At 52.5% G+C, this 25048-nt stretch carries 16 protein-coding genes and 1 tRNA gene; 1 reads left to right on the plus strand and 16 read right to left on the minus strand.

Going from position 1 to position 25048, the window contains the following annotated elements:
• Positions 1-79 precede the first annotated feature (79 nt).
• The 12 genes from rpoC to AB1500_11685 all read right to left on the minus strand — a co-directional run bounded on the left by rpoC (position 80) and on the right by AB1500_11685 (position 19491).
• Positions 80-3622, minus strand: coding sequence for a DNA-directed RNA polymerase subunit beta' (rpoC, locus tag AB1500_11630; protein ID MEW6183800.1), 3543 nt, complete (start codon positions 3620-3622; stop codon positions 80-82).
• Between the two features lie 190 nt (positions 3623-3812).
• Positions 3813-7232 (minus strand): DNA-directed RNA polymerase subunit beta, encoded by a 3420-nt coding sequence (rpoB, locus tag AB1500_11635; protein MEW6183801.1) that lies wholly within the window; start codon positions 7230-7232, stop codon positions 3813-3815.
• 1021 nt (positions 7233-8253) lie between these two features.
• Positions 8254-8523: a spore coat protein gene (locus tag AB1500_11640; GenBank protein ID MEW6183802.1), complete on the minus strand. Its 270-nt coding sequence runs from the start codon at positions 8521-8523 to the stop codon at positions 8254-8256.
• A 1-nt stretch (position 8524) separates the two neighbouring features.
• On the minus strand, positions 8525-8716 hold the full coding sequence (locus AB1500_11645) for a spore coat protein (GenBank protein ID MEW6183803.1): 192 nt from the start codon (positions 8714-8716) through the stop codon (positions 8525-8527).
• Positions 8717-9267: 551 nt separating this feature from the next.
• Positions 9268-9582: a zf-TFIIB domain-containing protein gene (locus AB1500_11650; protein ID MEW6183804.1), complete on the minus strand. Its 315-nt coding sequence runs from the start codon at positions 9580-9582 to the stop codon at positions 9268-9270.
• 116 nt (positions 9583-9698) lie between these two features.
• The gene (locus AB1500_11655; protein ID MEW6183805.1) at positions 9699-12425 is read right to left on the minus strand and encodes a cation-translocating P-type ATPase; all 2727 of its coding nucleotides are present in this window, start codon (positions 12423-12425) and stop codon (positions 9699-9701) included.
• Positions 12426-12951: 526 nt separating this feature from the next.
• Positions 12952-13040: transfer RNA gene (locus AB1500_11660), tRNA-Leu, on the minus strand.
• A 200-nt stretch (positions 13041-13240) separates the two neighbouring features.
• Complete coding sequence (gene sat / locus AB1500_11665) at positions 13241-14485, minus strand: sulfate adenylyltransferase (GenBank protein ID MEW6183806.1); 1245 nt, start codon at positions 14483-14485, stop codon at positions 13241-13243.
• Between the two features lie 296 nt (positions 14486-14781).
• Entirely contained in the window at positions 14782-15861 is a 1080-nt protein-coding gene (gene ychF, locus AB1500_11670) for a redox-regulated ATPase YchF (protein ID MEW6183807.1), read from the minus strand.
• 384 nt (positions 15862-16245) lie between these two features.
• Positions 16246-18249, minus strand: a complete 2004-nt coding sequence (locus AB1500_11675; GenBank protein MEW6183808.1) for a cell division FtsA domain-containing protein — start codon at positions 18247-18249, stop codon at positions 16246-16248.
• A gap of 93 nt (positions 18250-18342) precedes the next feature.
• Positions 18343-18576: a YlzJ-like family protein gene (locus AB1500_11680; protein ID MEW6183809.1), complete on the minus strand. Its 234-nt coding sequence runs from the start codon at positions 18574-18576 to the stop codon at positions 18343-18345.
• Positions 18577-18774: 198 nt separating this feature from the next.
• Positions 18775-19491, minus strand: a complete 717-nt coding sequence (locus tag AB1500_11685; protein ID MEW6183810.1) for an ATP-dependent Clp protease proteolytic subunit — start codon at positions 19489-19491, stop codon at positions 18775-18777.
• A 468-nt stretch (positions 19492-19959) separates the two neighbouring features.
• Between AB1500_11685 and AB1500_11690 the strand changes: the two genes are divergently transcribed.
• Positions 19960-21246, plus strand: a complete 1287-nt coding sequence (locus tag AB1500_11690) for a serine hydrolase (GenBank protein ID MEW6183811.1) — start codon at positions 19960-19962, stop codon at positions 21244-21246.
• A 269-nt stretch (positions 21247-21515) separates the two neighbouring features.
• Here the strand turns inward: AB1500_11690 and AB1500_11695 are convergent, their stop codons facing one another.
• From AB1500_11695 to AB1500_11710, 4 genes are all read right to left on the minus strand, one after another.
• Entirely contained in the window at positions 21516-21749 is a 234-nt protein-coding gene (locus tag AB1500_11695) for a helix-turn-helix transcriptional regulator (GenBank protein MEW6183812.1), read from the minus strand.
• A gap of 199 nt (positions 21750-21948) precedes the next feature.
• Positions 21949-23280: a B12-binding domain-containing radical SAM protein gene (locus AB1500_11700; protein MEW6183813.1), complete on the minus strand. Its 1332-nt coding sequence runs from the start codon at positions 23278-23280 to the stop codon at positions 21949-21951.
• Positions 23281-23332: 52 nt separating this feature from the next.
• Entirely contained in the window at positions 23333-23986 is a 654-nt protein-coding gene (locus tag AB1500_11705; GenBank protein ID MEW6183814.1) for a fibronectin type III domain-containing protein, read from the minus strand.
• 182 nt (positions 23987-24168) lie between these two features.
• Entirely contained in the window at positions 24169-25029 is an 861-nt protein-coding gene (locus tag AB1500_11710) for a hypothetical protein (GenBank protein ID MEW6183815.1), read from the minus strand.
• Between the last annotated feature and the right edge of the window lie 19 nt (positions 25030-25048).

Here is a 25048-nt window from a genome sequence, read left to right on the forward strand (position 1 = left end):
TCGCAGGGCACTAAACACCCCCCCCAAGCACCCACATGCTTTTATAAGTTATCATTTATTTCCCTGGAAGTCAATAATTTTATTCCGGTGTAACAGTCATATCCTGCTCTTCCTCGTCACCCCCCCCGCCGTCGATGACGATTCCGACGTTTCGGTACCGGGATAACCCCGTCCCCGCCGGGATAAGTTTGCCTATGATAACGTTCTCCTTAAGCCCGATCAGCGGATCCTCTTTCCCCTTAATCGCCGCGTCGGTTAGGACCCTGGTCGTCTCCTGGAATGAGGCCGCCGATAGGAATGAATCCGTGGCTAAAGAAGCCTTGGTTATTCCTAAAAGCACGGGCCGTGCGGATGCAGGTTGCCCCCCATTCTCAATCCGCGCATTTTCTTCTTCGAATTCAAAGATTTCGACCAGGCCACCCGGCAGGAGGGCGGTGTCACCGGATTCTTCCGCCTTTACCTTCCTGAACATCTGCCGTACAACCACCTCTATGTGCTTGTCGTTGATTTCTACGCCCTGGAGCCTGTAAACCCGTTGTACCTCTTTTAAAAGGTACATCTGCGTGGCTTTGACCCCTTTTATTTTCAACAAGTCGTGCGGGTTTACAGAACCTTCGGTCAACTCATCACCCGGAGCTACACGGTCGCCGTTCTGCACCCGCAAACGGGCGCCGAAAGGAACGGGATATACATTACTCTCGCCGTCATCGCTTATCAACTCTATTTCGCGCCGCCCCTTCGTTTCGCGGACCTCGACAACCCCGTCCATCTCCGCTATTACGGCCTGACCTTTGGGACGCCGGGCCTCGAACAGCTCTTCCACCCGCGGCAGGCCCTGGGTTATATCCTCGCCGGCCACACCCCCGGTATGGAAGGTGCGCATCGTCAACTGTGTTCCCGGTTCTCCTATCGACTGGGCGGCTATGATCCCTACCGCTTCACCGATATCCACGGGAAACCCGGTTGTGAGGTTGCGCCCGTAACAGCGGGAACACACCCCGTACCGGGCCCTGCAGGTCAGCACGGAGCGAATTTTTACCTTTTTAATACCGGCGGTCGTAACTCTTTCTACCGCCTCTTCCTGAATCTCTTTCCCTTTGTGGGTAATAACTTCCTGCGTATCCGGGTCAATTACGTCCTCCGCCGCAATGCGTCCGAGAATACGGTCTGATAATTTTTCAATGACCTCGTTGCCGTCCTTTACCTCCTGCACCTCTACGTAGTCATCCGTACGGCAATCCTCTTCGCGCACGATTACATCCTGAGCCACATCGACAAGGCGGCGGGTAAGGTAACCGGAATCGGCCGTCCTCAGTGCGGTGTCCGCCAGCCCTTTACGTGCGCCGTGCGTGGAGATAAAGTACTCCAATACCGTAAGCCCTTCACGGAAGTTTGCGCGGATCGGCAGGTCGATGATTCTACCCGACGGATCGGCCATCAAACCGCGCATTCCGGCCAGTTGCCTTATCTGCTGAATATTACCGCGAGCGCCTGACAAGGCCATCATGTAAACAGGGTTAAAGAGATCCTTTCTGGCGTTTTCCAGTAACATGTTCTTCAGGTCCTCTGTCGCCTGACCCCAGATGCCGATAATCTTGAGATAACGTTCCTCCTTGGTGATAAGGCCGCGGTGGTACTGGTGCTCCACTTCCTCCACCTTTTGGTCCGCTTCACCCAACAATCTCGGTTTCTCTTCAGGAATCACTATATCTTCGATCCCGATCGTAAGCCCGGCCCGTGTGGCGAATGTGAAACCTAACTGTTTGGCGCTGTCAAGCAGCGCGGTTGTCCGCGCATACCCGAGCTTCCGATAACACGAATCAACGATTTGGCTCAGCGCCTTCTTGTCTGTGACGCTGCCAAGCACCTTTTCCCCGAGCCGGCTCAAGCGCACACCGTCGCTTTCATTTACCTGGCTCAGCTTCGCTGGGAGTATATTGTAAAAAGTCATCCGGCCCACCGTGGTCTCGACAGTGGAGGTCTCCGTCTTAATGCCCAGCAGACGAACACGGATCCGTTCATGGAGCGTTACCGCCTCCGCCTCATAGGCCCTGACAGCCTCCTCCGGGTCGCAATACGTTTTCGGATTCGGCCTGTTTTCCTTGGACTCCAGGGTGAGGTAATGGATTCCAAGTACCATGTCCTGCGTAGGAATAGCCACCGGTTGCCCGTCTTTCGGATTCAGGATATTATTCGTCGAAAGCATCAGCAGCCGCGCCTCGGCCTGCGCTTCAGCCGACAGGGGTACGTGCACGGCCATCTGGTCGCCGTCGAAGTCCGCATTGTACGCGGTACATACCATCGGGTGTATCTGAATTGCCCGTCCTTCCACAAGTACCGGCTCAAAGGACTGAATTCCCAGCCGGTGCAGCGTCGGCGCCCGGTTTAAGAGAACCGGGTGGTCCTTAATCACGTCCTCCAGGACGTCCCAAACTTCGGGTTTCATTCTTTCAACCATTCGCTTGGCGCTCTTGATGTTGTGCGCAAAGCCATGGTTTACAAGTTTCTTCATCACAAAAGGTTTGAAAAGTTCAAGTGCCATCTCACGCGGAAGTCCGCACTGGTGGAGCTTCAAACCGGGTCCTACGACAATAACAGACCGCCCGGAATAATCAACCCGCTTGCCGAGCAGATTCTGCCGGAAACGACCCTGTTTTCCCTTCAACATGTCACTCAAGGATTTCAATGGCCTGTTTCCCGGGCCTGTAACCGGCCTGCCCCGGCGCCCGTTATCGATCAGGGCGTCGACGGCTTCCTGCAGCATCCTTTTCTCATTGCGCACGATAATGTCCGGCGCGCCGAGTTCCAGGAGCCGCTTCAAACGGTTGTTGCGGTTGATTACCCGCCTGTAGAGATCGTTCAGGTCCGAGGTCGCAAACCGGCCGCCGTCCAATTGGACCATAGGCCTTAACTCGGGTGGGATTACCGGAACGACACTTAAAACCATCCATTCCGGCCGGTTGGACGACTTGCGAAAAGCCTCCACCACTTCCAACCGCCTGATTGCGCGTACCCTGCGCTGACCTGAAGTCTCCTTTATCTCGTGACGAAGGTCCTCTGCGAGACCATCGAGTTCGATTTCCCTCAACAGCACTTCAATCACTTCTGCGCCCATGCCTGCCTTGAACGCGTCACCGTATTTATCACGGTGTTCCCGGTATTCACTGTCGGTTAAAAGCTGTTTCTTGATTAATGGTGTATCGCCGGGGTCTGTTACAAGATATGAAACAAAATACAAAACCTTCTCCAGCGCCCGCGGCGACATGTCGAGAAGAAGGCCCATCCTGCTTGGAATGCCCTTGAAATACCAGATGTGCGAAACAGAAGCGGCCAACTCGATGTGACCCAGACGTTCCCGGCGTACTTTAGCGCGCGTAACCTCGACACCGCAACGGTCACAAATGACCCCTTTGTAGCGGACCCTCTTGTATTTACCGCAATAACACTCCCAGTCTCTGGTCGGCCCGAAAATACGTTCGCAAAACAAACCGTCCCGCTCCGGCTTAAGCGTGCGGTAATTAATGGTTTCGGGTTTTTTAACCTCACCGTGTGACCATTCACGAATCTGCCCGGGAGACGCCAGCCCAATCTGAATACGGTCAAAGCTGTTCAATTCAAGCACGCCTTTGCACTCCTTGGAAAGTGAAAATAGGGGTCTTCAGATTAGAACCATTCTTCTTTTCGGCGAGAAACGCTCCAACTTCGACTCCTATTCTTCACTTTTGAATTATTATCCGTAAGCTTATTGTTGGTTTCTATATCCGGTCTTGTTTTGTCTTTTTACTTCAGAGTCACTACTCCTAGTTTTTTGCCTATGCTTCCTCCATCGCCTCGTCCTCTTCTAAAACCTCCTCATGAAGGTCCTCATCCTCTTCTTCCTCGTCTGCTCCGCTGACCGCGCTCTTTGATGAACCAGGCTGCGGCATATACTTAATATCAAAGTCCAGTTCACGGGCAGTCTCGCTTATATCCTCATCATTTTCCCTAATTTCTATTTCGCTCCGTGTATCGGTAAGAACCTTTACGTCGAGTCCGAGACTTTGAAGCTCCTTTATTAAAACCTTGAAGGACTCCGGAACACCCGGTTCGGGCACGTTTTCCCCTTTCACTACCGCTTCGTAAGTCTTGACCCGGCCGACAACGTCGTCTGATTTTACCGTGAGCATCTCCTGTAAGGTGTACGACGCACCGTATGCCTCGAGCGCCCACACCTCCATTTCTCCAAACCGCTGCCCGCCGAACTGAGCCTTGCCGCCGAGAGGCTGCTGCGTTACCAGCGAATAAGGACCCGTTGAACGCGCGTGGATCTTATCATCAACCAGGTGCGCAAGCTTGAGCATGTATATATAACCTACGGAGATCTTGCTGTCAAAACGTCTCCCCGTACGGCCGTCATAAAGCCAGGTTTTCCCGTTTTCCGGTATGCCCGCCATCCGCAGCGTTTCGATCAACGCCTCCTCGGTCGCGCCGTTGAAAATCGGCGTATCCACTTTGAATCCCAGCACCTTCGCCGCCCACCCAAGATGAGTCTCCAGTACCTGTCCGAGGTTCATCCGCGAAGGCACGCCCAGCGGGTTGAGCACAATCTCCACAGGTGTTCCGTCCTGCATAAAAGGCATATCCTCTTCCGGAAGGATCCGGGCGATAACCCCCTTATTACCATGACGCCCGGCCATTTTGTCGCCGACCGAAACCTTTCGCTTTTGGGCCACGTATACCCGAACGAGCTGGTTCACACCAGGCTTTAACTCGTCACCCTTTTCACGGGTAAAGACCTTTACATCCACGACCTTCCCCGACTCGCCATGCGGTACCCGCAACGAGGTATCACGCACCTCGCGGGCCTTTTCTCCAAAAATAGCCCGCAGCAGCCGTTCCTCCGCCGTGAGTTCCGTTTCCCCCTTCGGGGTAACCTTGCCGACCAGGATGTCGCCCGTGCGCACTTCAGCGCCGATCCGCACCACACCCCGGTCATCCAAATCTCTTAAAACATCCTCACCCACATTGGGGATATCCCGGGTGATTTCCTCCGGGCCGAGCTTGGTATCCCGTGCCTCACATTCATACTCTTCGATATGAATTGAAGTAAAGTAGTCTTCTTTCACCAGTTTTTCGCTTACCAGAATGGCGTCCTCGTAATTGTAGCCTTCCCACGGCATGAAGGCTACCAGAACGTTCCTGCCAAGGCTCAACTCCCCGTGGTCCGTACTTGGACCGTCGGCGATTACGTCCCCCTCCTGCACGCGTTGGGCGGCTCTTACAATAGGCCGCTGGTTTATGCAGGTACCCTGGTTCGAGCGATCGTATTTCGCCATCGTATGTCTTTCCGTCACGCCGTCGTCGCCGTCGATAATTATCTCCGTCGACGTTACCCTTTTAACCACACCGGTTCTGCCGGCAAGAATTACGGACCCCGAATCACGGGCGGCCTTACCTTCGATCCCCGTTCCTACCAGAGGCGACTCCGCTCTTACCAGCGGGACCGCCTGACGCTGCATATTAGCGCCCATCAGCGCCCGGTTTGCGTCATCGTGCTCCAGAAAGGGTATCAGCGAAGTGGCTACACTGAAGACCTGTTTCGGCGATACGTCCACATAGTCCACTTCTTCCACGGGAACGACCAGTATCTCGCCCTTGTGGCGGGAATTAGCGCGGTTCTCAGTAAAATATCCGTTCTCATCAAGCGCAACGTTCGCCTGAGCTATGACATACCGTTCTTCCTCATCGGCGGTCATATACACAAACTCTTCCGTTACCCTTTTATTATCCTTGTCGACTTTCCTGTAGGGGGTTTCTATAAAACCGAAATCGTTAACCCTTGCATATGTCGTAAGTGAACCGATGAGCCCGATGTTGGGTCCCTCAGGAGTCTCGATAGGACAGATCCTGCCGTAATGCGAGTGATGCACGTCGCGGACTTCAAAACCGGCGCGTTCCCTGCTCAGTCCACCGGGGCCCAACGCCGACAACCGCCGCTTATGGGTCAGCTCGGCCAGGGGGTTGGTCTGGTCCATGAACTGTGAAAGCTGGCTTGATCCGAGAAATTCTTTAATTGCGGCCACGACGGGCCGGATGTTTATCAAGACCTGGGGTGTAATCACCTCAACGTCCTGAATAGTCATACGCTCCCTGACCACCCGCTCCATCCGCGAAAGGCCGATCCGGAATTGATTCTGCAACAGCTCACCCACAGAGCGCAGGCGCCGGTTGCCGAGGTGGTCTATATCGTCTACTTGTCCCTCTTCGCGCATAACCTTTAACAGGTAGCGCACAGTCGCTATGATATCTTCGGGGGTTAATTCCCGTATAAAGTCGCGATCCTGGGGGACCATTTTTTTAAGGTAGGGGTCCCACTCCTCGGGGCTGTCGACGTTATAGCGGTAGAGCACGCCATGCCCGAGTTTCTTGTTTAGCTTATAACGACCCACGTGACCCAGGTCGTACCTTTTCGGGTCAAAGAATAAGCTTTCCAGAAGCACCCTTGCGCTTTCCACGGTAGGCGGCTCTCCGGGACGCAGGCGTTTGTAAATCTCGACCAGCGCCTCTTCCTCTGTGGTTGCGGTATCCTTACCCAAAGTCTCCTGAATGAACTTGTCGCTTTCAAACAGGTCCATAACGCGTGCGTCGTTTGCGTAACCAAGTGAACGGATAATGGCCGTACCCGGCACCTTACGTGTCCGGTCGACGCGCACCCAGATGATATCGTTTACGTCCGTTTCGAATTCCAACCACGCACCCCGGTTGGGTATAATGGTTGCCGTATAAAGCTTTTTACCGCTCTGGTCGATTTGCCTGCCGAAGTAGACCCCAGGGGACCGAACAAGCTGGCTGACAACTACCCGCTCAGCCCCGTTAATAATGAAGGTACCCTTATCAGTCATCAGCGGCAGGTCCCCCATAAAAACCTCTTGCTCTTTAATCTCGCCCGTTTCCTTATTAATAAGGCGTACTTTTACCCTTAGGGGAGCCGAGTAAGTGACATCACGGTCCTTGCATTCCTGGACCGAGTACTTGGGTTCACCTATGGTATAATCGAGAAAACCCAGAACAAGATTACCGGTAAAATCTTTAATGGGGGAGATGTCCGACAGGGCTTCCTTCAATCCCCGCTCCAAAAACCAACGGTAAGACTTTCGCTGTACCTCAATAAGGTTTGGCAGCTCTAAAACCTCTTTCAGCCTGCCGTAACTCACCCGCTCACCGTCTGCTCCCGTGAATACCGGTATCGCCACGCCTTAACCCCCTTGGCTCTATTCAAATTTTTATATTTTATTCCCGTTCCGCAACTTTCCGGGAAGAACCCTTTTAGCGAGATTAATACCAACAAGTGGGTATTGGTGATGATTAGAAAAGTGTTTTAAAAACAACAAAAACCCATGCTCCCCTCCCTGACCGGAATGGGCGCCTGCTTTATAAGTATCCCGCTATTCCATTTTAATCGCGGGTATATCCCCCCAACGACCTCTTTTTAACAGCAATGCCTAACAATATTAGCACAAAAGCATTCTAGTCGTCAAGATAATGTTTTACTTTCGTAAAGGTTTTGGCTGTCGGCGTTAATTTATATGCCTAATAATAGTGGATACCGGTTAAATCGGGATAGGGGGCGGCTTTTAGCCGCCCCCTCCCACACCACCGTACAAGCCGTCCCGGCATACGGCGGTTCGTCAGGAACGCGCTATCGAGTATCGCTTTGTCAGACTTACGAGACCCAGTTTAGCAAAATGTTCGTTGTTTAAGTACCCATGGTGTGCCTGTCAGACCTCCCCGGGTAAGAACAATAGCTTTCCTCCCATGTACCCGCCGCATTTATTGTATAGGGGCTCGGGCAGTGTTGGACTTCGTTTTGTTTGGCAAACTCGTCCGCCCCAATTCAGCCTCGTATGCGGTTCTTGTTCATCGGGTCGGGATTTTGCCTCCGGCTTCCTTCAGATTCCACTTCGCGGTGGACACCCTTGCCCTTGGCTAATGCACTGCCAAGCCCATAGCGGACTTTCACCGCCAAGCTATCGCCCATGCCAGGGCGCACCAATTATAAACCCTGCCGCTGTGCCCAGGGCAGGGTTTATTCGAAACGTTTGTTTCGCCTATCTTCTCCCGGGAGGCGCTTCACAACTACGCCTGCCATTGGAAGGGCGAATTGGGAGGACCTCGACATGCTCGTTTTTCGCAGCCTCAGGAACCCTTTCTGATTTTGATTACCGAAAGCCGCTATGTTGTCTTTCCACGGCTTAAATGTTTTGCAACACTCTTCTAGGTGAGGTCCTTAAACTGACTCATCACCTGTTTGGAAGCCTGAATATCTTGGGCAACCATTTGTTCAGGAGTGCTGTACGGGTTGTAGTACCCTTTATTCTTTGCGTAATCAAATATTCTTTCCTGCGACTTCTGAGCCTGTTGCAACTGCTGCGCAAGAACCCCTCTTAACTCGGGATTTGCGGTTTCGTTCAAAGCGTTGGCGAACATGGTCACATCTTGTTTTGCAGCCGTAAGAAGGTCCAGGGTAATGGCTTTATCATCCATGCTATATTCCTCCTAAAACTTGCTGTAATTGTGTAACCGCCTGTTTACAGTCGGAAATGCCGGTTTTAATCAAATCTTTAAGGTCCGGGTCCTTGACCATTTGAAGATAGGTATAACCCTTTTGAACGCTAAGGTTCTTTGCCGTTAAGAGCTCATGGGCCTCCAGTAATTCGTGAGCCGCAAATTTCGCCATAGTATCACCCCCTTTAACCGGTAGTATAACCAGACCGATTTCTTGCTAAACCCAGGCTTTTTTAGGGAACAAGACCCACGAGTATTCGGTAAAGAAAACTCTTCCCCTTAAGGGTGATATAAGCTATAATGCTGGTAAATGTCGAATTATACTGTGTTCGTCCCTGTCAAAACCATTTTTCGTGAAAGGGAGATATATATGCTCAGACAGTTGTCAAAGTTTTTTAGGGACGAGAGAGGACAAGGCTTTGTCGAATATACGTTTATAATGATTTTGATCGCCATGGTGGCCATGTTCGCTTTCGGTATCTTTGGTCAAATGGTCTCAAACAGCATTAATTCTACGACAAATAGTATCCCAAATTAGAATGCCGCCCCGTCTCACAATTCTCGGTATGATTAAATGGTCTTTGTTTTGGAAGTGAAAATTGCCCGGCTTTTGCCGGGCGGAGAAGAATATTTTGGGCTTATGACCATTATAATCGGAAAAGCTCCTTTTGTAAAGTCTAATAACGCCATCTCGTAAAACAATAGTTTATAAACCTTCGAACCTCAATCAAAGATGTCTTCGAAAACGCTTAGTATCCCTTGCTTTTTCTTCTTTTTCCCGTGGAAGTAATCTTTACTCCCGTAATGTCCGTGTTTGTGGTCGTCGTCGTGACCGGTTTTATGTTCTTCGTATTGACGCGTATCATGGCGATCGTCCTCATAGCGGTCTCCCGTCTCAAAATCCCTCGCCAGCGCAACAACCTTCTCAAGTTCTCCGCGGTCCAGCCACACCCCGCGGCAGTTGGTGCAAACATCAATAAGCACTCCGTACTTGGGGACCTCTTTTAATGTGTTATGGCAAACCGGACAATCTTTCATAATTTTAACCTCCTTATTTTTATTATTATTGTTATTATATGGGATATTTATCCCTTTCACAATATTTTTGCATAAATCACATGATCACCGCTCACATAATAATTACGTCAGATATATCATCTCAATCGGGCATCCGAAAGCCGTAAAAACCACTTTTCGGTTTCCACCAACCAAAAGACAACGCTGCCCAGAATAAAACATATCAACATTTCGACGGCTGTCAAAGGTACTGTCCTGAAGATATCCTGGAACCATGGTACGTAAATCACTGCAATCTGCAAAGCGACTGTTAAAACCACGGCGCCGAACATGGGCTTGTTGGATAAAACGCCGGCCTTAAAAAGCGAAATCTTGCCGGTGCGGATAGCCATTACATGACCAAGCTGGGACAGGGCCAGCGTTGTGAAGAGCATGGTCTGCCAGGTATTGTTGTTCGTCTGCCAAGCCCAATAACCAAGACCCAGGGAAATCGCGGCCATTAAAGCTCCCACCCAGAGAATATGCACGCCAAGCCCGCCGGCGAAGATACCCTTCTTGGTATCGGGCGGCGGGCGGTTCATTGCTTCGCGCTCCGCCGGCTCGACCGCGAGGGCCAGGGCCGGCAGTCCGTCCGTTACGAGGTTGATCCAGAGAATCTGCAACGGGGCAAGAGGCACCGGCATGGCGGTAAGCATCCCGACAAACAGCACCAGAATTTCCCCAAAATTAGTGGTCATAAGGTACTTTAAGAATTTGCGTATGTTGTCGTAGATTACCCGCCCCTCCTCCGCTGCGGCGACAATGGTCGCGAAGTTGTCGTCAAGCAACACCATATCGGCTGCTTCTTTGCTCACGTCGGTGCCGGTGATCCCCATGGCTATCCCGATATCCGCCTTTTTAAGCGCCGGGGCATCGTTGACCCCGTCGCCGGTCATGGCGACAACATGCCCCTTCAGTTTCAAGGCCTCGACGATTTTCAGCTTATGTTCCGGAGATACCCTGGCATACACCGCGGCATCCTCCACCATCTCTGTTAATTCGTCGGGTGTCAGCTTCTCCAGTTCCTGTCCGGTAATAACCGTCTCCTTCTCCGTAATCCCAAGCTCACGGGCGATCGCCAGTGCCGTCAGCGGATGGTCGCCGGTAATCATCACCGGGTCAATACCGGACCGGCGGCATATCGCCACCGCCTCTTTCGCCTCTTGACGGGGCGGGTCCATCATCCCGATCAGGCCCAAAAAAATATAATCTCTTTCTATTTCTTCTTCCTGCGCTGTTTCCGGAAAGGACCCAAGGCTCCGGAAAGCAACGCCCAGCACCCTCAGCCCGGATCCGGAAAGCCTATTGTTTGCTTCAATAATCCAATCGCGCCGGTTTTTATTCATGGGTTGTGCATAACCGTCAACCCATACCTTTTCACATATATCCAGAACACTACCCGTAGCTCCTTTGCTGAAGGAGACAAAAGATTCAGATTGCCACGGATAAACGTAAGGAAGCGCCTTTGACCCGTTTTCAATCATCCGGTGAATGGTAGTCATTCTTTTCCGTTCGGAGGTAAAAGGAATTTCCGCCACCCGCGGCATAAAAGTCTCCAGGTCAGGCTTTTGCATGCCTGTCCTTGCGGCCGCCACCACTAACGCCCCTTCGGTTGGGTCGCCGATATAACCATGCCTGTCCTCTTTTTCATTAAAGGAAAGAAGCGCGTCGTTGCATAACGCCCCGGCCGTTAAAAGCCCCAAGACAATGGGTGAAAAAAGCTCGTCCGGCAGAACCTGTCCTTCGGCGGGCAGGTCTAAGTCTCTGATTCTTCCCGAGGCTTCTTCCGCCGGCAGCGCCAGTCTTGTAACCACCATCCGGTTTTCGGTAAGTGTTCCGGTCTTGTCCGAACATATCTTAGTCACCAGCCCGAGGGTCTCAACGGCGGGCAGCTTACGAATGAGGGCACGGCGCCGCAGCATCCGCTGCGCTCCCAGCGCCAGAGCAATGGTTACGGCTGCGGGGAGTCCTTCAGGGACAGCAGCAACGGCCAGGCTCACGCCGGTTAAAAACATCGTCTTGAGATCTTCGCCGCGAAGCAGTCCTAGGGCCACTACTACCGCCACTATGGCGATGGCGATAATCCCCAGCGTGCGCCCAAGCGCGGCCATCCGCCGCTGCAGCGGGGTGGATCCGGCCCCTACGGACTGGATCATCTCGGCGATGCGCCCAAGCTCCGTGTCCATTCCGGTGGCTGTAGTCACCACATGGCCTCTCCCGTTGGTAACCACGGTACCTTTATATACCGTGTTGAGGCGGTCGCCCAGGGTAAGCTCGTCCTCCGAGATGAATGAAGCGTTTTTTTCCGTTGGAAGCGATTCACCGGTAAGTACGGATTCCTGGATACGCAAGTTTATCGCTTCGAAGAGACGGCCGTCGGCGGGTACGATACCCCCCACCTCCAGAAAGAAGATATCCCCGGGGACAAGCCCTGTGGCAGAGATTTCCTGTACCTCGCCGCTTCGACGAACCTTGACGGCCGGTGTGGCAAGCCGTTTAAGCGCGGCCATCGCCTTTTCCGCCCGGTATTCCTGGACAAAACCAAGAACGGCATTCAGGATCACTATCGTCAGGATTGCTGCGGCATCCTTATAGTCATGAAGGAACACAGAAGCCGCCGCCGCCATAATCAATACGATTATCATCACTGCGGTTAATTGTTCCCACAAAATGCGCCAGGGGCTTTTCGGGCCGCGTTCTTTCAGCGTATTCGGGCCGTATTCCAGCAGCCGTTCGTTAACTTTATCCGGAGTAAGCCCGGTCTCCGGGTCTGATTCGAGTCTACTCAAAATAGTCTCTAAATCGGCGCTATACCATTCGTTCATTCCCAAGCTCCTTCGAAAATAAATCAACCGCCAAGAACGCCATGTATCAAGAAAAGGATTTTATGACAACACTTAACTCGCTGGTTCCACGTAAATTTTCATCGTTCGTGGTGCCGCCTAAGGCGGCATGGGGCACTCCTTTGAAAATAAACGTTCTTTCGTAGGGCACGGCGACTAAGCAACACGCTTACGGATCTACTTTTTCGTAGTGCCGCTGAGAATGCGGCATGTGGGACACCTCTAAATAAATGCGGCTAAAATACGATAAAGAAAATTCTTCGTGAAAAAAAGCTCTCAAACAATCATACGGGAGTACAACACCTGTTTGTGTTGTCGGTCGGGAGAAATCCAACATCCCTCCAATAGACCCAACAATATCATAGTATTATATTATATTATGTTACGCTTTTTCGTTCAACGGTTCTGAATTTCAATTTCCACAACAAGCAAAAGCATAATTTCCTATACAACGAAGAAGGACACCTTCACGAGGTGTCCTTCGGTATTCGCAAACCGTTGGTATTACTGGTGCCGGAGACCGGGGTCGAACCGGTACGGTCATTAATGACCGAGGGATTTTAAGTCCCTTGCGTCTGCCTATTCCGCCACTCCGGCGTAGTTTATATTGTAACAGATAGGCCGGAACAGTTCAACCACTCGAAAATCACCCTCGGCAATATCCAACTCACCGGACCCCTGCTTGTGATTTCCATAACTTGAACGCCAATCTTTGGATTGGAAAAAAATCGGCATGGTCATTCCCGTCTCCGGGCCGCCCCTGCCGAATATTATCGAAATCTGTGAATCAGGTTCTTCTATTTCATATCCTCGCCTGTAGCAAACTTCTGCAGTTTGATCTCGACCTTTTCGGTGAGTCCTTCATAGTACGTACGAAGGAGGGCAAGAACTTCGTCACGCCCGAAGTGGTCCGGAACGGCCTCGCCCTCGGAGAGCATCTTGCGCAGCTTGGTTCCGCTGAGGATAACCCGATCCGCTTTGGTGTGCGGGCAAGTGCGCATGGACGCCATGCCGTCGCACTTATAGCAGTAGAATGTCCAGTCAATCTTGAGAGGCTGACATTTTAGGAATTTCGGTCCGTCACCCTTCGGAATCTTTTCGAAGATCGTCTGGGCGTCAAAGATGCCGTAGTAATCACCGACACCGGCATGGTCGCGGCCGATAATCATGTGGGAAACACCGTAGTTCTGGCGGAAGGTGGCGTGCAGCAGGGCCTCTCTCGGGCCGCCGTAACGCATTTCCATCGGGTAGCCGGCCTGGATTACGGTATCCTTATTGAAGTAGTTCTCGACGAGGACGTCGATGCATTTCACACGGACTTCCGCCGGAATGTCGCCCGGTTTCAGGGCGCCGATCAAAGAGTGGATGATAACGCCGTCACAAACCTCGATGGCGATTTTGGCAAGGTATTCATGTGAACGGTGCATGGGGTTACGGAGCTGCAGTGCGGCAATGGTGCTCCACCCTTTTTCCTGGAAGATTGCACGGACTTCGGAAGGCCTCTTGTAGACCCCTGCAAATCTGGTGGGGAAGTCGAGCTCGCTCAGTACCTTGACGGGGCCGGCAAGGTTGACTTCTTTTTGCTTGTGGACCTTCTCGACGCCAGGGTGACCGGCGATGTCATCGGTCGTGAATACCTGGTTGCATTCCCAGGTCTTATCGGCTTCGGTCATTTCGTATTTCTCGGTTACCGTCATAGTCGCCATTAGGGTTCCCGTCGCGTCATCCACGAGGGTAATCTCTGAACCCACCGCGATAGCGTCGGCGTCTTCCTTGCTGCAGTCTACCGTAATCGGTATCGGCCAGAATGTCCCGTCGGCCATGGTAAATTTCTCACATACGCCCTTCCAGTCCGCCTTGGTCATAAAACCATTCAGCGGGCTGAACGCGCCGATACCCATCATTATAAGGTCGGAAGTCGCCCGGGAATGAATCCGGACCTGTTTCAGAGTTGCGGCTCTCTTGAGTTCCGCGTCAAGCTTCGCCCCTTCAAGTAAACAACAAACCAAGCCTTTCCCACCATGTGGTTCAATTAAAGCCATTCTATTATTTCCTCCTTAAATTCAGATCAAATTGATTCATTAAAGATGGAATACTCTTTCTACCGGTCGTTACCTCACGTCGGTATCCTCGGATACCAGTAACACCTCCCTTGGCTTGTGATTATGAGAACTTGTTATAAAAAAAAGAAAAGCTGAAGTTGTACCAACTAACTAAAGTTTAAAGCCTTGTCCGTAAATTTGTCAATACCCTCCTGCGTTATGTAACTACCGGGAAAAAAACTTACAGGACAAAGTGCGAATTTTCAGATAGACGGTATTCTTTCCCCGCATACCTGTCACACCTTAAACCTGATGTTCAGGATATCTCCGTCCCTGACGATATATTCCTTGCCCTCCAGCCTGAACAGCCCGGCCTCACGCACTTTGGCGGTCGTACCGAGACGGGAAAGGTCTTCGTAGTGAAAGGCTTCCGCCCTGATAAACCCGCGTTCCAGATCCGAATGTATCTTTCCGGCGGCCTTTTTCGCCACCGTTCCCTTGGTAATCGTCCAGGCTTTCACTTCGTCTTCGCCCACCGTGAAGAATGAAATCAGCCCGAGTGAACGGTAGGCCGCCGTCGCAAGGCGCGCGACCCCGGCCTCCTCCAGCCCGAGATCCCTTAAAAACTCCATCCGGTCTTCCGGGGCAAGCAGCGCTATTTCCGCTTCGATCTGCGCCGCCACCTCCACCACAGGAAGATCCCTCTTGGCGGCGTAATCGACAAGCGGTCTTCTTTCCGGATAATCGTTGTTCCTCAGTCCTTCTTCGTCAAGGTTCACGGCGAGAATCATCGGTTTTTCCGTCAAAAAACCGTAACCGGGAACGATCTCCTCTTCTTCAGGTGTAAGGTCAACGTTTCCTACGGCGCGCTCGTTGTTTAAGGCGTCGAGCAACCGTTCCAGAAGCGCTATTTCCAGGACCGCCTGTTTGGCGATCTTCTTCCCGCCGCGAATGTGCTCAAGCCGCCGTTCAATCAGCATTATATCCGCGAAAAGCAGCTCCGAGTGGATTTCTTGAAGTTCTTTCAGCGGCTGCACCGCCTCGAAATATGAAGGGATCTCCGGTGCGTCAAAAGCCCGCACCACATAGCAAAGCGCGTCTGCGCCCCTTACTTCTTCCAGGAACCGTACGCCGGCCGCCCGGTCCCCCCGGCGCGGGTCAAGGCCGGGGATGTCCTTAATATCCACGCGTGCGCAGGTCGTCTTTTGGGGACGGTAAATCGCCGTCAGGAAATCCAGGCGCTTGTCGGGGACCGGCGCCGAACCCGTATGGACCTTGGCGTCACCCGTAACGCCGGTGGGTGCCGTCATTCCGGTCAACAAATTAAAAAAGGTGGTCTTACCCACCAGAGGCAACCCAACTAAACCGATTTCCAAAACCCCTGCCTCCTCCCTTAAAAATAGCACTTATTTCGCTGGGCGTCGCGATAAGCAACGCATTGCTGTGTCAGCCCGCCGGAGCTGAATCCTCATGTACCTCTATGTACCTCCGGTTCGTCTCCAACGTTCTTCCTTGCCCTGCATCGCTTCTCACGACGTTTCGCCCTTACTACGTTACTGCTTTTAAGCAGCCAACCTTACGGGTCTCCCCATTTTCATTCTTCAGTTGGATCGACCCCCGGCTACATGGCCAATTCCTCTGAAAAATAATACTTTTTTCGGAGGGCGCAACGATAAGAATTTCATTGGTACATCACTTCTCGCCGCGTTCTATGTATGTTTACGGGTCTATATTTTCACGCTTTGAAATGTTTTGGCCGTTCATTCCCAGCCGATTTCCACATTATCGCCTTCCGTCAACTCTTCCGTATACTCCGCCGGACGGCCGTTAAGTAAAATCTTGATTCTCCCGCGGGCCTGGCTCAAATCGAAATCAAGATACCTCAAAACGTCAATGAAAAGCGGCTTTTTTTCTCCGGTAATGGTGATTTCTTTCCCGTTCACAGTCACCCTTAAGCCTTCCGATGCGGTATCGGCGGACTCACCGTCTCTGTCCGGGTTATTCGCCTGCCCGGTTTCCTTGTCCGATACAACGACAACATCGCCTGGTTTCAACGTATAATCAAGACCGACCGGAACCCCGTCAACCACCGCCTCCGCTATGGTTGGGTCGAACCCGACGGCTGCGAGCAGTTGCCCCACCGAATGACGTAACTCCATCCACAGCCGGTCTCCCTCTCTGATTTCCGTCGCCGGATCCACCGCAACATCGTTTAACCTGAACATCGGAGGCAAAGAAACCTCCTGTCCGTTCAAAACAACCTGCACCGGCAGAACATCGGCAAAAAACTCGCCCGCCCTCGCCGTCGCATCCCTCCCGTTCTTCGCGGGGACCACCTCAATCCGGTCGCCGTCTTTGACCGGCGTTTGAAGGTTGCCGTTCTCCCCGTTAACGCTTATGGTTGCGGGACGCGCAAGCTCACCGTATACAACCGTCTCCTGTCCGTTGACGTAGAAACGTAGGTCCCTTCCGTTTACCCCGAATAACTCCGGGGGTTCGTACTCCAGGAGTGACATACAGTTAACGACGCGCAGATCGCCGGGGTTGAAAACGCGGTGTTCCTTACCGTTCACCCTAACCGTTATAAGATTGAGGCCTTGCTGCTTCAGGGCGGAAAAGGCGATCCCGACCACCGTTATACCTTCCGGACCGGCAAGGACATCTTCTTCCGGCGCCGTAACCCCTGTAAGCTGAGCGCGACTCTTCACCCCGACCCTGCTCTCCGGGAGACCGAGACGCAGCGCAAGCTTCCGGAGAAAAAGCGGCGTTTGCGCACCGCCGCCCACACTGATCACAGATCTTACGGCTTTTCCTTCGTTAAGTCCGAGTATCACTTCTGAAACCGCCGCGGCGAGATTATCGACCACCGGCTCAATAACCGCCATTATATCTTCCCGCCGCAACGTTACGGCGTTATTAAGGATATCCGTGAACTTTAATAGCTCCGACGCGTTCAATCCGCGTTTAATCGTTTCCGCGGTTTGAAAATCCACGACGCAGATGTCTGCGATGGCTTCCGTTATCTCGTCCCCGGCTATGGGTACCATCCCGTAACCGATTACGGTTCCGTCTTTAGTAACGGCGATATCCGACGTCCCGGCCCCGACATCAACAAGCGCCAGGTTTAACATGCGTAAATCCTCAGGAATAGTAGCTTCGAGCGCCGCAATCGGTTCAAGTGTGATGTAGGACGGCTCAAGCCCTACCCTTTTTAAAACACTGAAAAGACTGTTGACCACCGAGGCTGGAAGAAAAGTGGCGATTACTTCGACTCCTGCAACCCTGCCGCGGTGTCCAATAAGATTCGTAAGCTCAAGCCCGTCCAGCGAAAAATCCACCACGCCGTGGCCGACGCAGTAAAACTCATCCGTACGGCGGTCCTGCCGCCGCATCTCTTTCCGCGCCTGCCGCAGGGCCGAAAATTCTAAAGCGCGGACCGTTTCCTCGGCAATCTCCCTTTGAGGATCCACCTCTATCGTTGCACCGCACCTGCGCGTCTCAAGAGCGCGGCCGGCCGCGGCAATGGCGGCCTCGGTAAGTTTTTGGCCGGTCGCCTCCTCAAGGGAGGTTTTGACCCGGGCGACCGCCTCGGCCACCTTCGGTATGTCATGAATCTGCCCGTCATACATAGCCCTGCCCTGGTGCTCGACCATTTCCTGCGCCAGTATCTCAAGACGTTCTTCCCGTCCGGCCGCAACAATGCCGACCACCGTGCGGGTACCTATGTCGAGAGCGAATACCTGTTTATTTTCGTTTAAAGGCATATTTTGCTTTTTCGACGTTTAAGCTAGAAATCCTTCAGGGATTCCGAAAGCTGATCCACGTAGTCGGCGCTGATATTACAGATATACGAAACCTTAAATCCCATCCTTCCCGAAATCGAAAATCACCTCCGTTCCCGGCGTCAGATCCGGCTTGAGATATGCATAGGGATCCGTACTGAGAAGCCGCACCAGCCGGCCCCGACCCGGTCCGGTCTCCTCCACGATTACCGGCACGCCGCCGACGGTGGTTTCTTTCAGCTTCGGGACGGGCTCCGATTCCAGCCCCTGCAGGACAAGTTCCATTGGGAGGGGGGTATAGAGGATCATGTTAAACCTCCTCTCCTCTGAAATAGATCAACCGCCAAGACGCCAAGAACCAGTAGTTAGAATATAAAATACAGACTCGCAACCCGCAACCCGCAACCCGTAACCCGCAACTTTCCCCTTTCATCCTTCCGCCTTCATCCTTCATCCTTTCCCTGCCCCCGACTGAGGACTTAGGACTGAAGATTCGACTCGTGACTTTTACTGCACCTGGTTCGTTTTCCCCGCTTTGTATTCCTCGGTCATTTTATTCAATCGGTCCAAAGCGGCGGCCATTCCGCCCACTTCGTTGATAAGCCCGCACTCCACCGCCTCTGTGCCGATAAGCACCGTTCCCACATCCCGCGCCAGTTCCCCCGTCCGAAACATCATCTCGCGGAAACGCGTCTCGTGAATCCGGGAGTGCTCGACGACGAACCTCACGACCCTGTCCTGCATCTTTTCGAGATACTCCCAGGTTTGCGGTACGCCGACCACCAGCCCGGACAGCCTGATCGGATGGATTGTCATGGTCGCTGTTTGGGTTATGAAGGAATACCTCGCGCTCACCGCAATCGGGACGCCGATGCTGTGACCGCCGCCAAGAACCAGAGAAACCGATGGTTTGGACATCGAGTTCACCATTTCGGCGATCGCCAAACCGGCTTCCACGTCGCCGCCGACCGTGTTTAAAATAATGAGTATCCCCTCGATGCCCGGATGCTGCTCGAGCGCCACTAGTTGAGGCAGCACATGCTCGTACTTTGTCGTTTTATTTACCGCCGGCAGCACCATATGTCCTTCTATCTGGCCGACAATCGTCAAACAATGAATGTTGCTTTGTATTTCTGGAACCGAAGTCGTTCCCAACTCCTTTATCTGGGACTCAGTGTTCTGTTGCTTGTCCGGCTGGGTTTCCCCGGACAGATCATTAGTCACCGCGTTACCCCCTCTGAAAATGCTTTCTTGTTTCGGTAGGCGCGGCGATAAGCTGCGTATAGCTTTGTCAGCCTGGCAGGGCCGGTTTATTCAAGTTTTGGAAGGTGAAAGGTTAGAGGTGAGATGCTTGTGGGAATTCGCTTACGAGCGAATTCCTTCGAGAATCCCACTCCCAACTTCCCGCGTCTCACTTCCCATTGTTCGGCCGGTCCCTACCAGGTTTTCGTGCTCTACTTGCTTCTCCCCGCGCGCCGTATTACGCTACGTTTGTGAACTGCCATGCTACCCATTTTCATGCTTCAGACAAAGAGGCCTTCGGCCGCATGGCGAACTCCTCTGGAAGAGTGTCGCAGGAATTGAACCGAAAAAAAGAAACGCATGCGCTTTAATCCCCTTTTATTATGACCTGACACAATGGGCAAGATAAGAACAATAGGAACGCCAACCGAAAATAAGGGGTCGGAAACGGTGAAACAACGATTATTAAAAAAGGCGGCTTTGCCGCTGTCATTCCTTTTCTTCATTATAATTCTTGCGATCAGCAACACCGGCGCCGGTGCTCAGACTCCCCCGGGCATACTTGGCGGATCCGCGGTTCTGGTTGACGGCAAAAGCGGGCGCATTCTTTATGAAAAAAACATAGACGCGGCATTTCCCCCGGCAAGCATGACCAAGATGATGACGGAATACCTTGTTCTTGAAGCGATTAAAGGAGGCAAAGTCACCTGGGGTCAAAAGATATCCATCAGTGATTACGCCTATACCATCTCCCAAAATCGGAAGCTATCAAATGTTCCCCTGCGGAAAGATGACCGGTACAGCGTACGGGAACTTTACGAATCGATGATAATATACTCCGCAAACGGTTCCACCATCGCCCTGGCGGAACTCGTAGGCGGTTCGGAAACCGACTTTTTGAAAATGATGAACGCAAAAGCGAAACAAATGGGCCTGAAGAATTATAAGTTCGTGAACAGTACGGGTCTCAACAACCGCGATCTAAATGGCTTTAGGCCGAAAGGCACCGGTCCGGAAGAAGAGAATCTAATGTCCGCCCGGTCTACGGCCGTTCTGGCCTACCGTCTGATCCACGACTTCCCCGATGTCCTTAAAACGTCGAGCATTCCTACGAAAGTATTCCGTGAAGGGACCACGGACCGGATTAAGATGGAGAACTGGAACTGGATGCTGCCTGAACTGGTGTATGGATATCCGGGATGCGACGGTGTTAAAACCGGCTCAACCGATCTCGGAGGCTATTCCTTCACCGCGACGGCAAGTCGAAAAGGAATACGACTGATTTCGGTGATCATGAAAACCGGTTCCTACGGGGAGCGCTTCGGGCAGACGAAGAAGCTGCTGGATTACGGGTTTGAAAATTACTCCGAAAAACAGATCCTTCCCGCCGGCTATAAAACAACGGTGCCGGTTGCCAACGGCAAACAGAAAAGCGTGCTTGTTGTCACGAAGAAACCGCTTCTGGTCCTCGCGAAGAAAAACGAGCAGAGGCTGTTTACTCCGGCATACAGTCTTAATCCGGCGTTATCTAAAGACGACGCCCTCTTGGCCCCTCTCCGAAAAGGTCAGACCGTCGGCTTCCTGACGACAAATTACAAGGGAACACCAAATTTCGGCTACCTGACGGAAGACGGGAAGAAAAAGGCCGCAATCGCAACCACGAGCGAAGTAAGACGTGCAAACTGGCTGGCGCTGTTGTTCAGGAGGATATTCGAGTTCTTCGGAAGGATTTTCTGACTTGCAGGTGGCTTTTCCCACCCAGGAATTTAACCGTTTGACCCCAAATTAAAAGGGCGGTGCCCCGGTTTACCGATGTGATTATTTACAGCGCTATAATTACACATAAATTTCGTTATATTTCAGGCAATTTTGCAGTATCGTGCAAACCGGAGCCCCACCAACTCTAACGTTTTTCAAAGAATTTCCTCCGGGCGGTTTTAATGCCTTCCCGGAATCTATTCCTATGAATCGAGCACTTGCGAAAAGAAAGAACCAGCGGTTTTGTTTCAGCAGCTTTGGGTCGGCGGTTCGGTATCCGTCCTTCCCAGCAGGTAATCGGCTGAAACCCCTAAAAGATTGGCTATATCGTTAAGCAACTCGGCGCAAAGACGTCTTTGGCCGCGTTCAATATCCGATACCAGAGACTTTGAAACGTGCAGCATCTCTGCCAGTTCTTTCTGTGTTATCCCCCTTCTCTTGCGGGACTCGCGGATACGTGATCCCATATTTTGAGCGTACAACCCTTTATCCCCTGCTATGTTATTTTTTACTACCACCGGACTTTTTTTATATTATATCTTTACCGTTCGACTCCGAAGTTCGCAAATAGCGGAATAAATAGAAATCTTAATGGTGGGGGAGCGCGAATGCTGTCTATATGTAGTAAAAAGCCTTTTGATAATGTGACTTCTTCACCGAATATTTTTATTTACCTTCTCCTTATTTGTGGTTATATCGGCGAGTCAATTCCTTTAATCGTTCGAACTTGCAGTGGTCCTCCGGGCGGTACAGGGGGAAAGCGCTGTTGTTATGCAGTAGAGGGTCGCAGTCCTCCGGCAGGCCGCTTTCAGCGAATCCCGGCGTTCCTGGAATAGGAGAGTATGCCTCCAAGAATATCCTCGCCCCTGTTGAAGCCGCGTATTCAATAGAATCCCGGATTTCTCGAAAGCCCTGTCCGGGAAGACCCATCAGTATATTGACCGCAATGTCCCCCGGGTTATAACCGGCCTCTTTCAAGCAGTTTACCGCTTTCAGAAACTCCCGGTTGTCGACCTTCCCTCCCGTTTCCTCCTGTCTTGCCGCCGAAGCGGTCTCAAGCCCGAGTCTGGGCTGAACGACCCCCGCCCGTTTGAATAGACGGGCCAGACCGGGCGTGATAAAGCGGATGTGCAGACCGTTCGGTGTGTGAAGATTCAGTCTTATCCGTCTTTCGACAATACCTTCGAGAATTACGGTAACGTGGTCTTCGGCCCTGAACAGTAAAGCCTCGTCGTAAAAGGCGAAGTTGTCGATGCCTTTTCCGGCGAAATACTCGATCTGCTGGAGGACCGTGCCGGGGTCGGCCTGCCGGAAACCGTCTTCCAGCAGGTACCATGCGCAATAGGTACACCTGAACGGACAGCCCGAGGAGGTCCGCAAGGTTATGTACCGCAGTCTTGGGTACAGGTCGTAACCCGGAGTCAGGTCTTCCGCTTCCGCAGTCGCCGTATCGAAGGACTTTCCGGTGAGCGTTTTTACAATACCGGTTATTTCCTTGATATCGTTTCCGTGGTAAACCAGGTCCGCGCCGCTGAACCTCTTCGCGTGCTCCGGGCAAAGCCGGGCGTATATTCCTCCGAGAACCACGGGGATTGAGGGAAAACGTTTTTTAAGAATCCGGATTGCTTCAAAAACCCCGGGATACCAGTAAGTCATACCGGAAGTTACAAATATAACGTCCGGGCGTTCCGCCTCGAGCATTTTAAGGAACAACTCCGGCGGTATCCCGTAGCGTTTGAAACGCCGCGGAATCTCCTTGAAGAGTTCCGGTTTATCTACCGTCTCGCAGTGGTAATGCCCGTCGCCATGAACCCTGCTCCCGGGCAGCCTGTCCCCCAAAAACTCGCACAGCCGGGGATTGAACCTGTCCAGACAATCGATAAGGCTCACGCCGATCCCGACTTTCAAAAAGCGGGATGCTATTTTCAAGAGCCCCAGGGGCTTCGACCACAGGTCGTAAGCGGCAAAATCGTATATCCAGGAGTTCACCAGAAGCACATTGACCGGTTTCACATTTTTCACCCGGGATTATTGTAACACAAGCCCTGCCGCAGCCCTACCGCTTTTACGCCGAGGCCGTCTCCGAGTAATCGGAGTACAACCGTTTGGCGTCGACAACCTTGTAGGCCCTGATCCGGTAGCAGTATACCGCTCCGCCCTGCATCGGCGGGCCCGCGTAACCGGAGTTGGTCCAGGCCGTCGCGTTGGGTCCGGTGGTATGAACCACCGTCCAGTCTTTCTCAAAAAGCCCCTTCCTTTCTATTTCAAAACCGTCTTCATCGTTTGAACAATCCTTCCACGATACGGTGATCCGGCACGACTTTGAGTTGTCCGCCTTCACGGTTGTCGGTCTTGCCGGCGGTACGGGAGCGGGTTCCTCTCCGGGATACCTTTCTCTCGTAGAAGGCTTTTCTTCCGCCGAAGGCGTTTCTCCGGTAGCAGGCTCCTCACCCGCGGGGGGCGCCTCAGGCACCGGTTCCTTCTCCCCGGCTGGGAACTCGGCGACCGGCGACTCGGCAAAGGCATAACGGATATGGATCTCGTAACCGTCTTTGGTCTTGCCGGGCGAATAGCGGTAACCGTACAGCTTAGTCAGAAATACCGGGTAAATATCGGTAGACGGGCCGGGACGACTCGCCGGGTCGTGGAAGGCGAGGAAATTAACCACGCTGCCGTCGTCCGGGTCGGTGTAAGTGAGAACGCCCACTACCGTGACCATATGCCCGCCTATACGTTTGCCGTCTTTCTTATATTCGAGCGAAACCTCGACATCCTGGCCTTTTTTCAGTTCGGCAACGATCTTTTTAAAAATACCTGAATCAAATCTATCGCCGATCTGGTATGTTTCAACAGGCAGACGGTGACGGTCAATGAACGCCTTTTTGCCTTTTAGAAAGTCGCTTAAAACATTAACCCCGCGACGTACTTTCCTCTTGCCTCATCGTAGTGTTCCGACCAGTTCATGTCGTTCTTCAGCTCTTGTATCACCTGATCCGCGGTGGCAGGCATCTTATCCTTAAAATCATACTTTTCCGCGAGCCAAATCAGCGAATTAGCCGTGGAAGTGGGTACGCATTCATTGCGGCGCTGGTCGATATCCGGGACACCCTCGCGTTGAAAATTGATGTCTTCCGGTGCCGCGGCATACGCTGATTCCGTTTCCAGGGATCCGGCGCCGCCCCCGTCGGGTATATTGTAGCTTACTGACACGGGAGCAGGCTCATCAGGGTATTTTTCCGTCAAACCGGTCGGGTCCGGTGACCAGATGTCTCCGAATTCGTCGACAGCTATTTTCGAAATCGTCACGTCCTTCGCCCCGGCTCCTTCCGGAACAGCACCGTCCCAGCCTGCCGTAACGTCTGCGGCTTCAACGGTGCGTCCCGTTAGAACCACCCTCGCCTTGAGATTTGTGCGCGACGGGGCGTCTGCATCGTTGAACACGAAAGAAAGGCTGTACGGCTCGTCCGCCGAGACACGTACCGGCACGTTCTGAACGACCCATTCTTCCTGCACTTTTCCCTGTGCACCGTAGTTTCTCCATTTGCCGTCCTTGTTCAGGTCAACGACAACGTTGGCGTATTTTCTTTCTTTAATATTCTTTTTGAAAGGAATCATCACATAACCCGCCCCGTTTGGAGCGTCGAGATAAGTAACCGCAAACAATCTGATGCCGTCACCGACTACCGAGGATTCTTCCACGCTTCCTCCGCGGCAACCGATCAGTATGATCGACAGGAAAACAGCCAAAACCACCATGCCCAAAAGTTTTAATCTTATTCTG

Source organism: Bacillota bacterium (assembly GCA_040755295.1).
Taxonomy (GTDB): Bacteria; Bacillota; Desulfotomaculia; order Desulfotomaculales; family Ammonificaceae; genus SURF-55.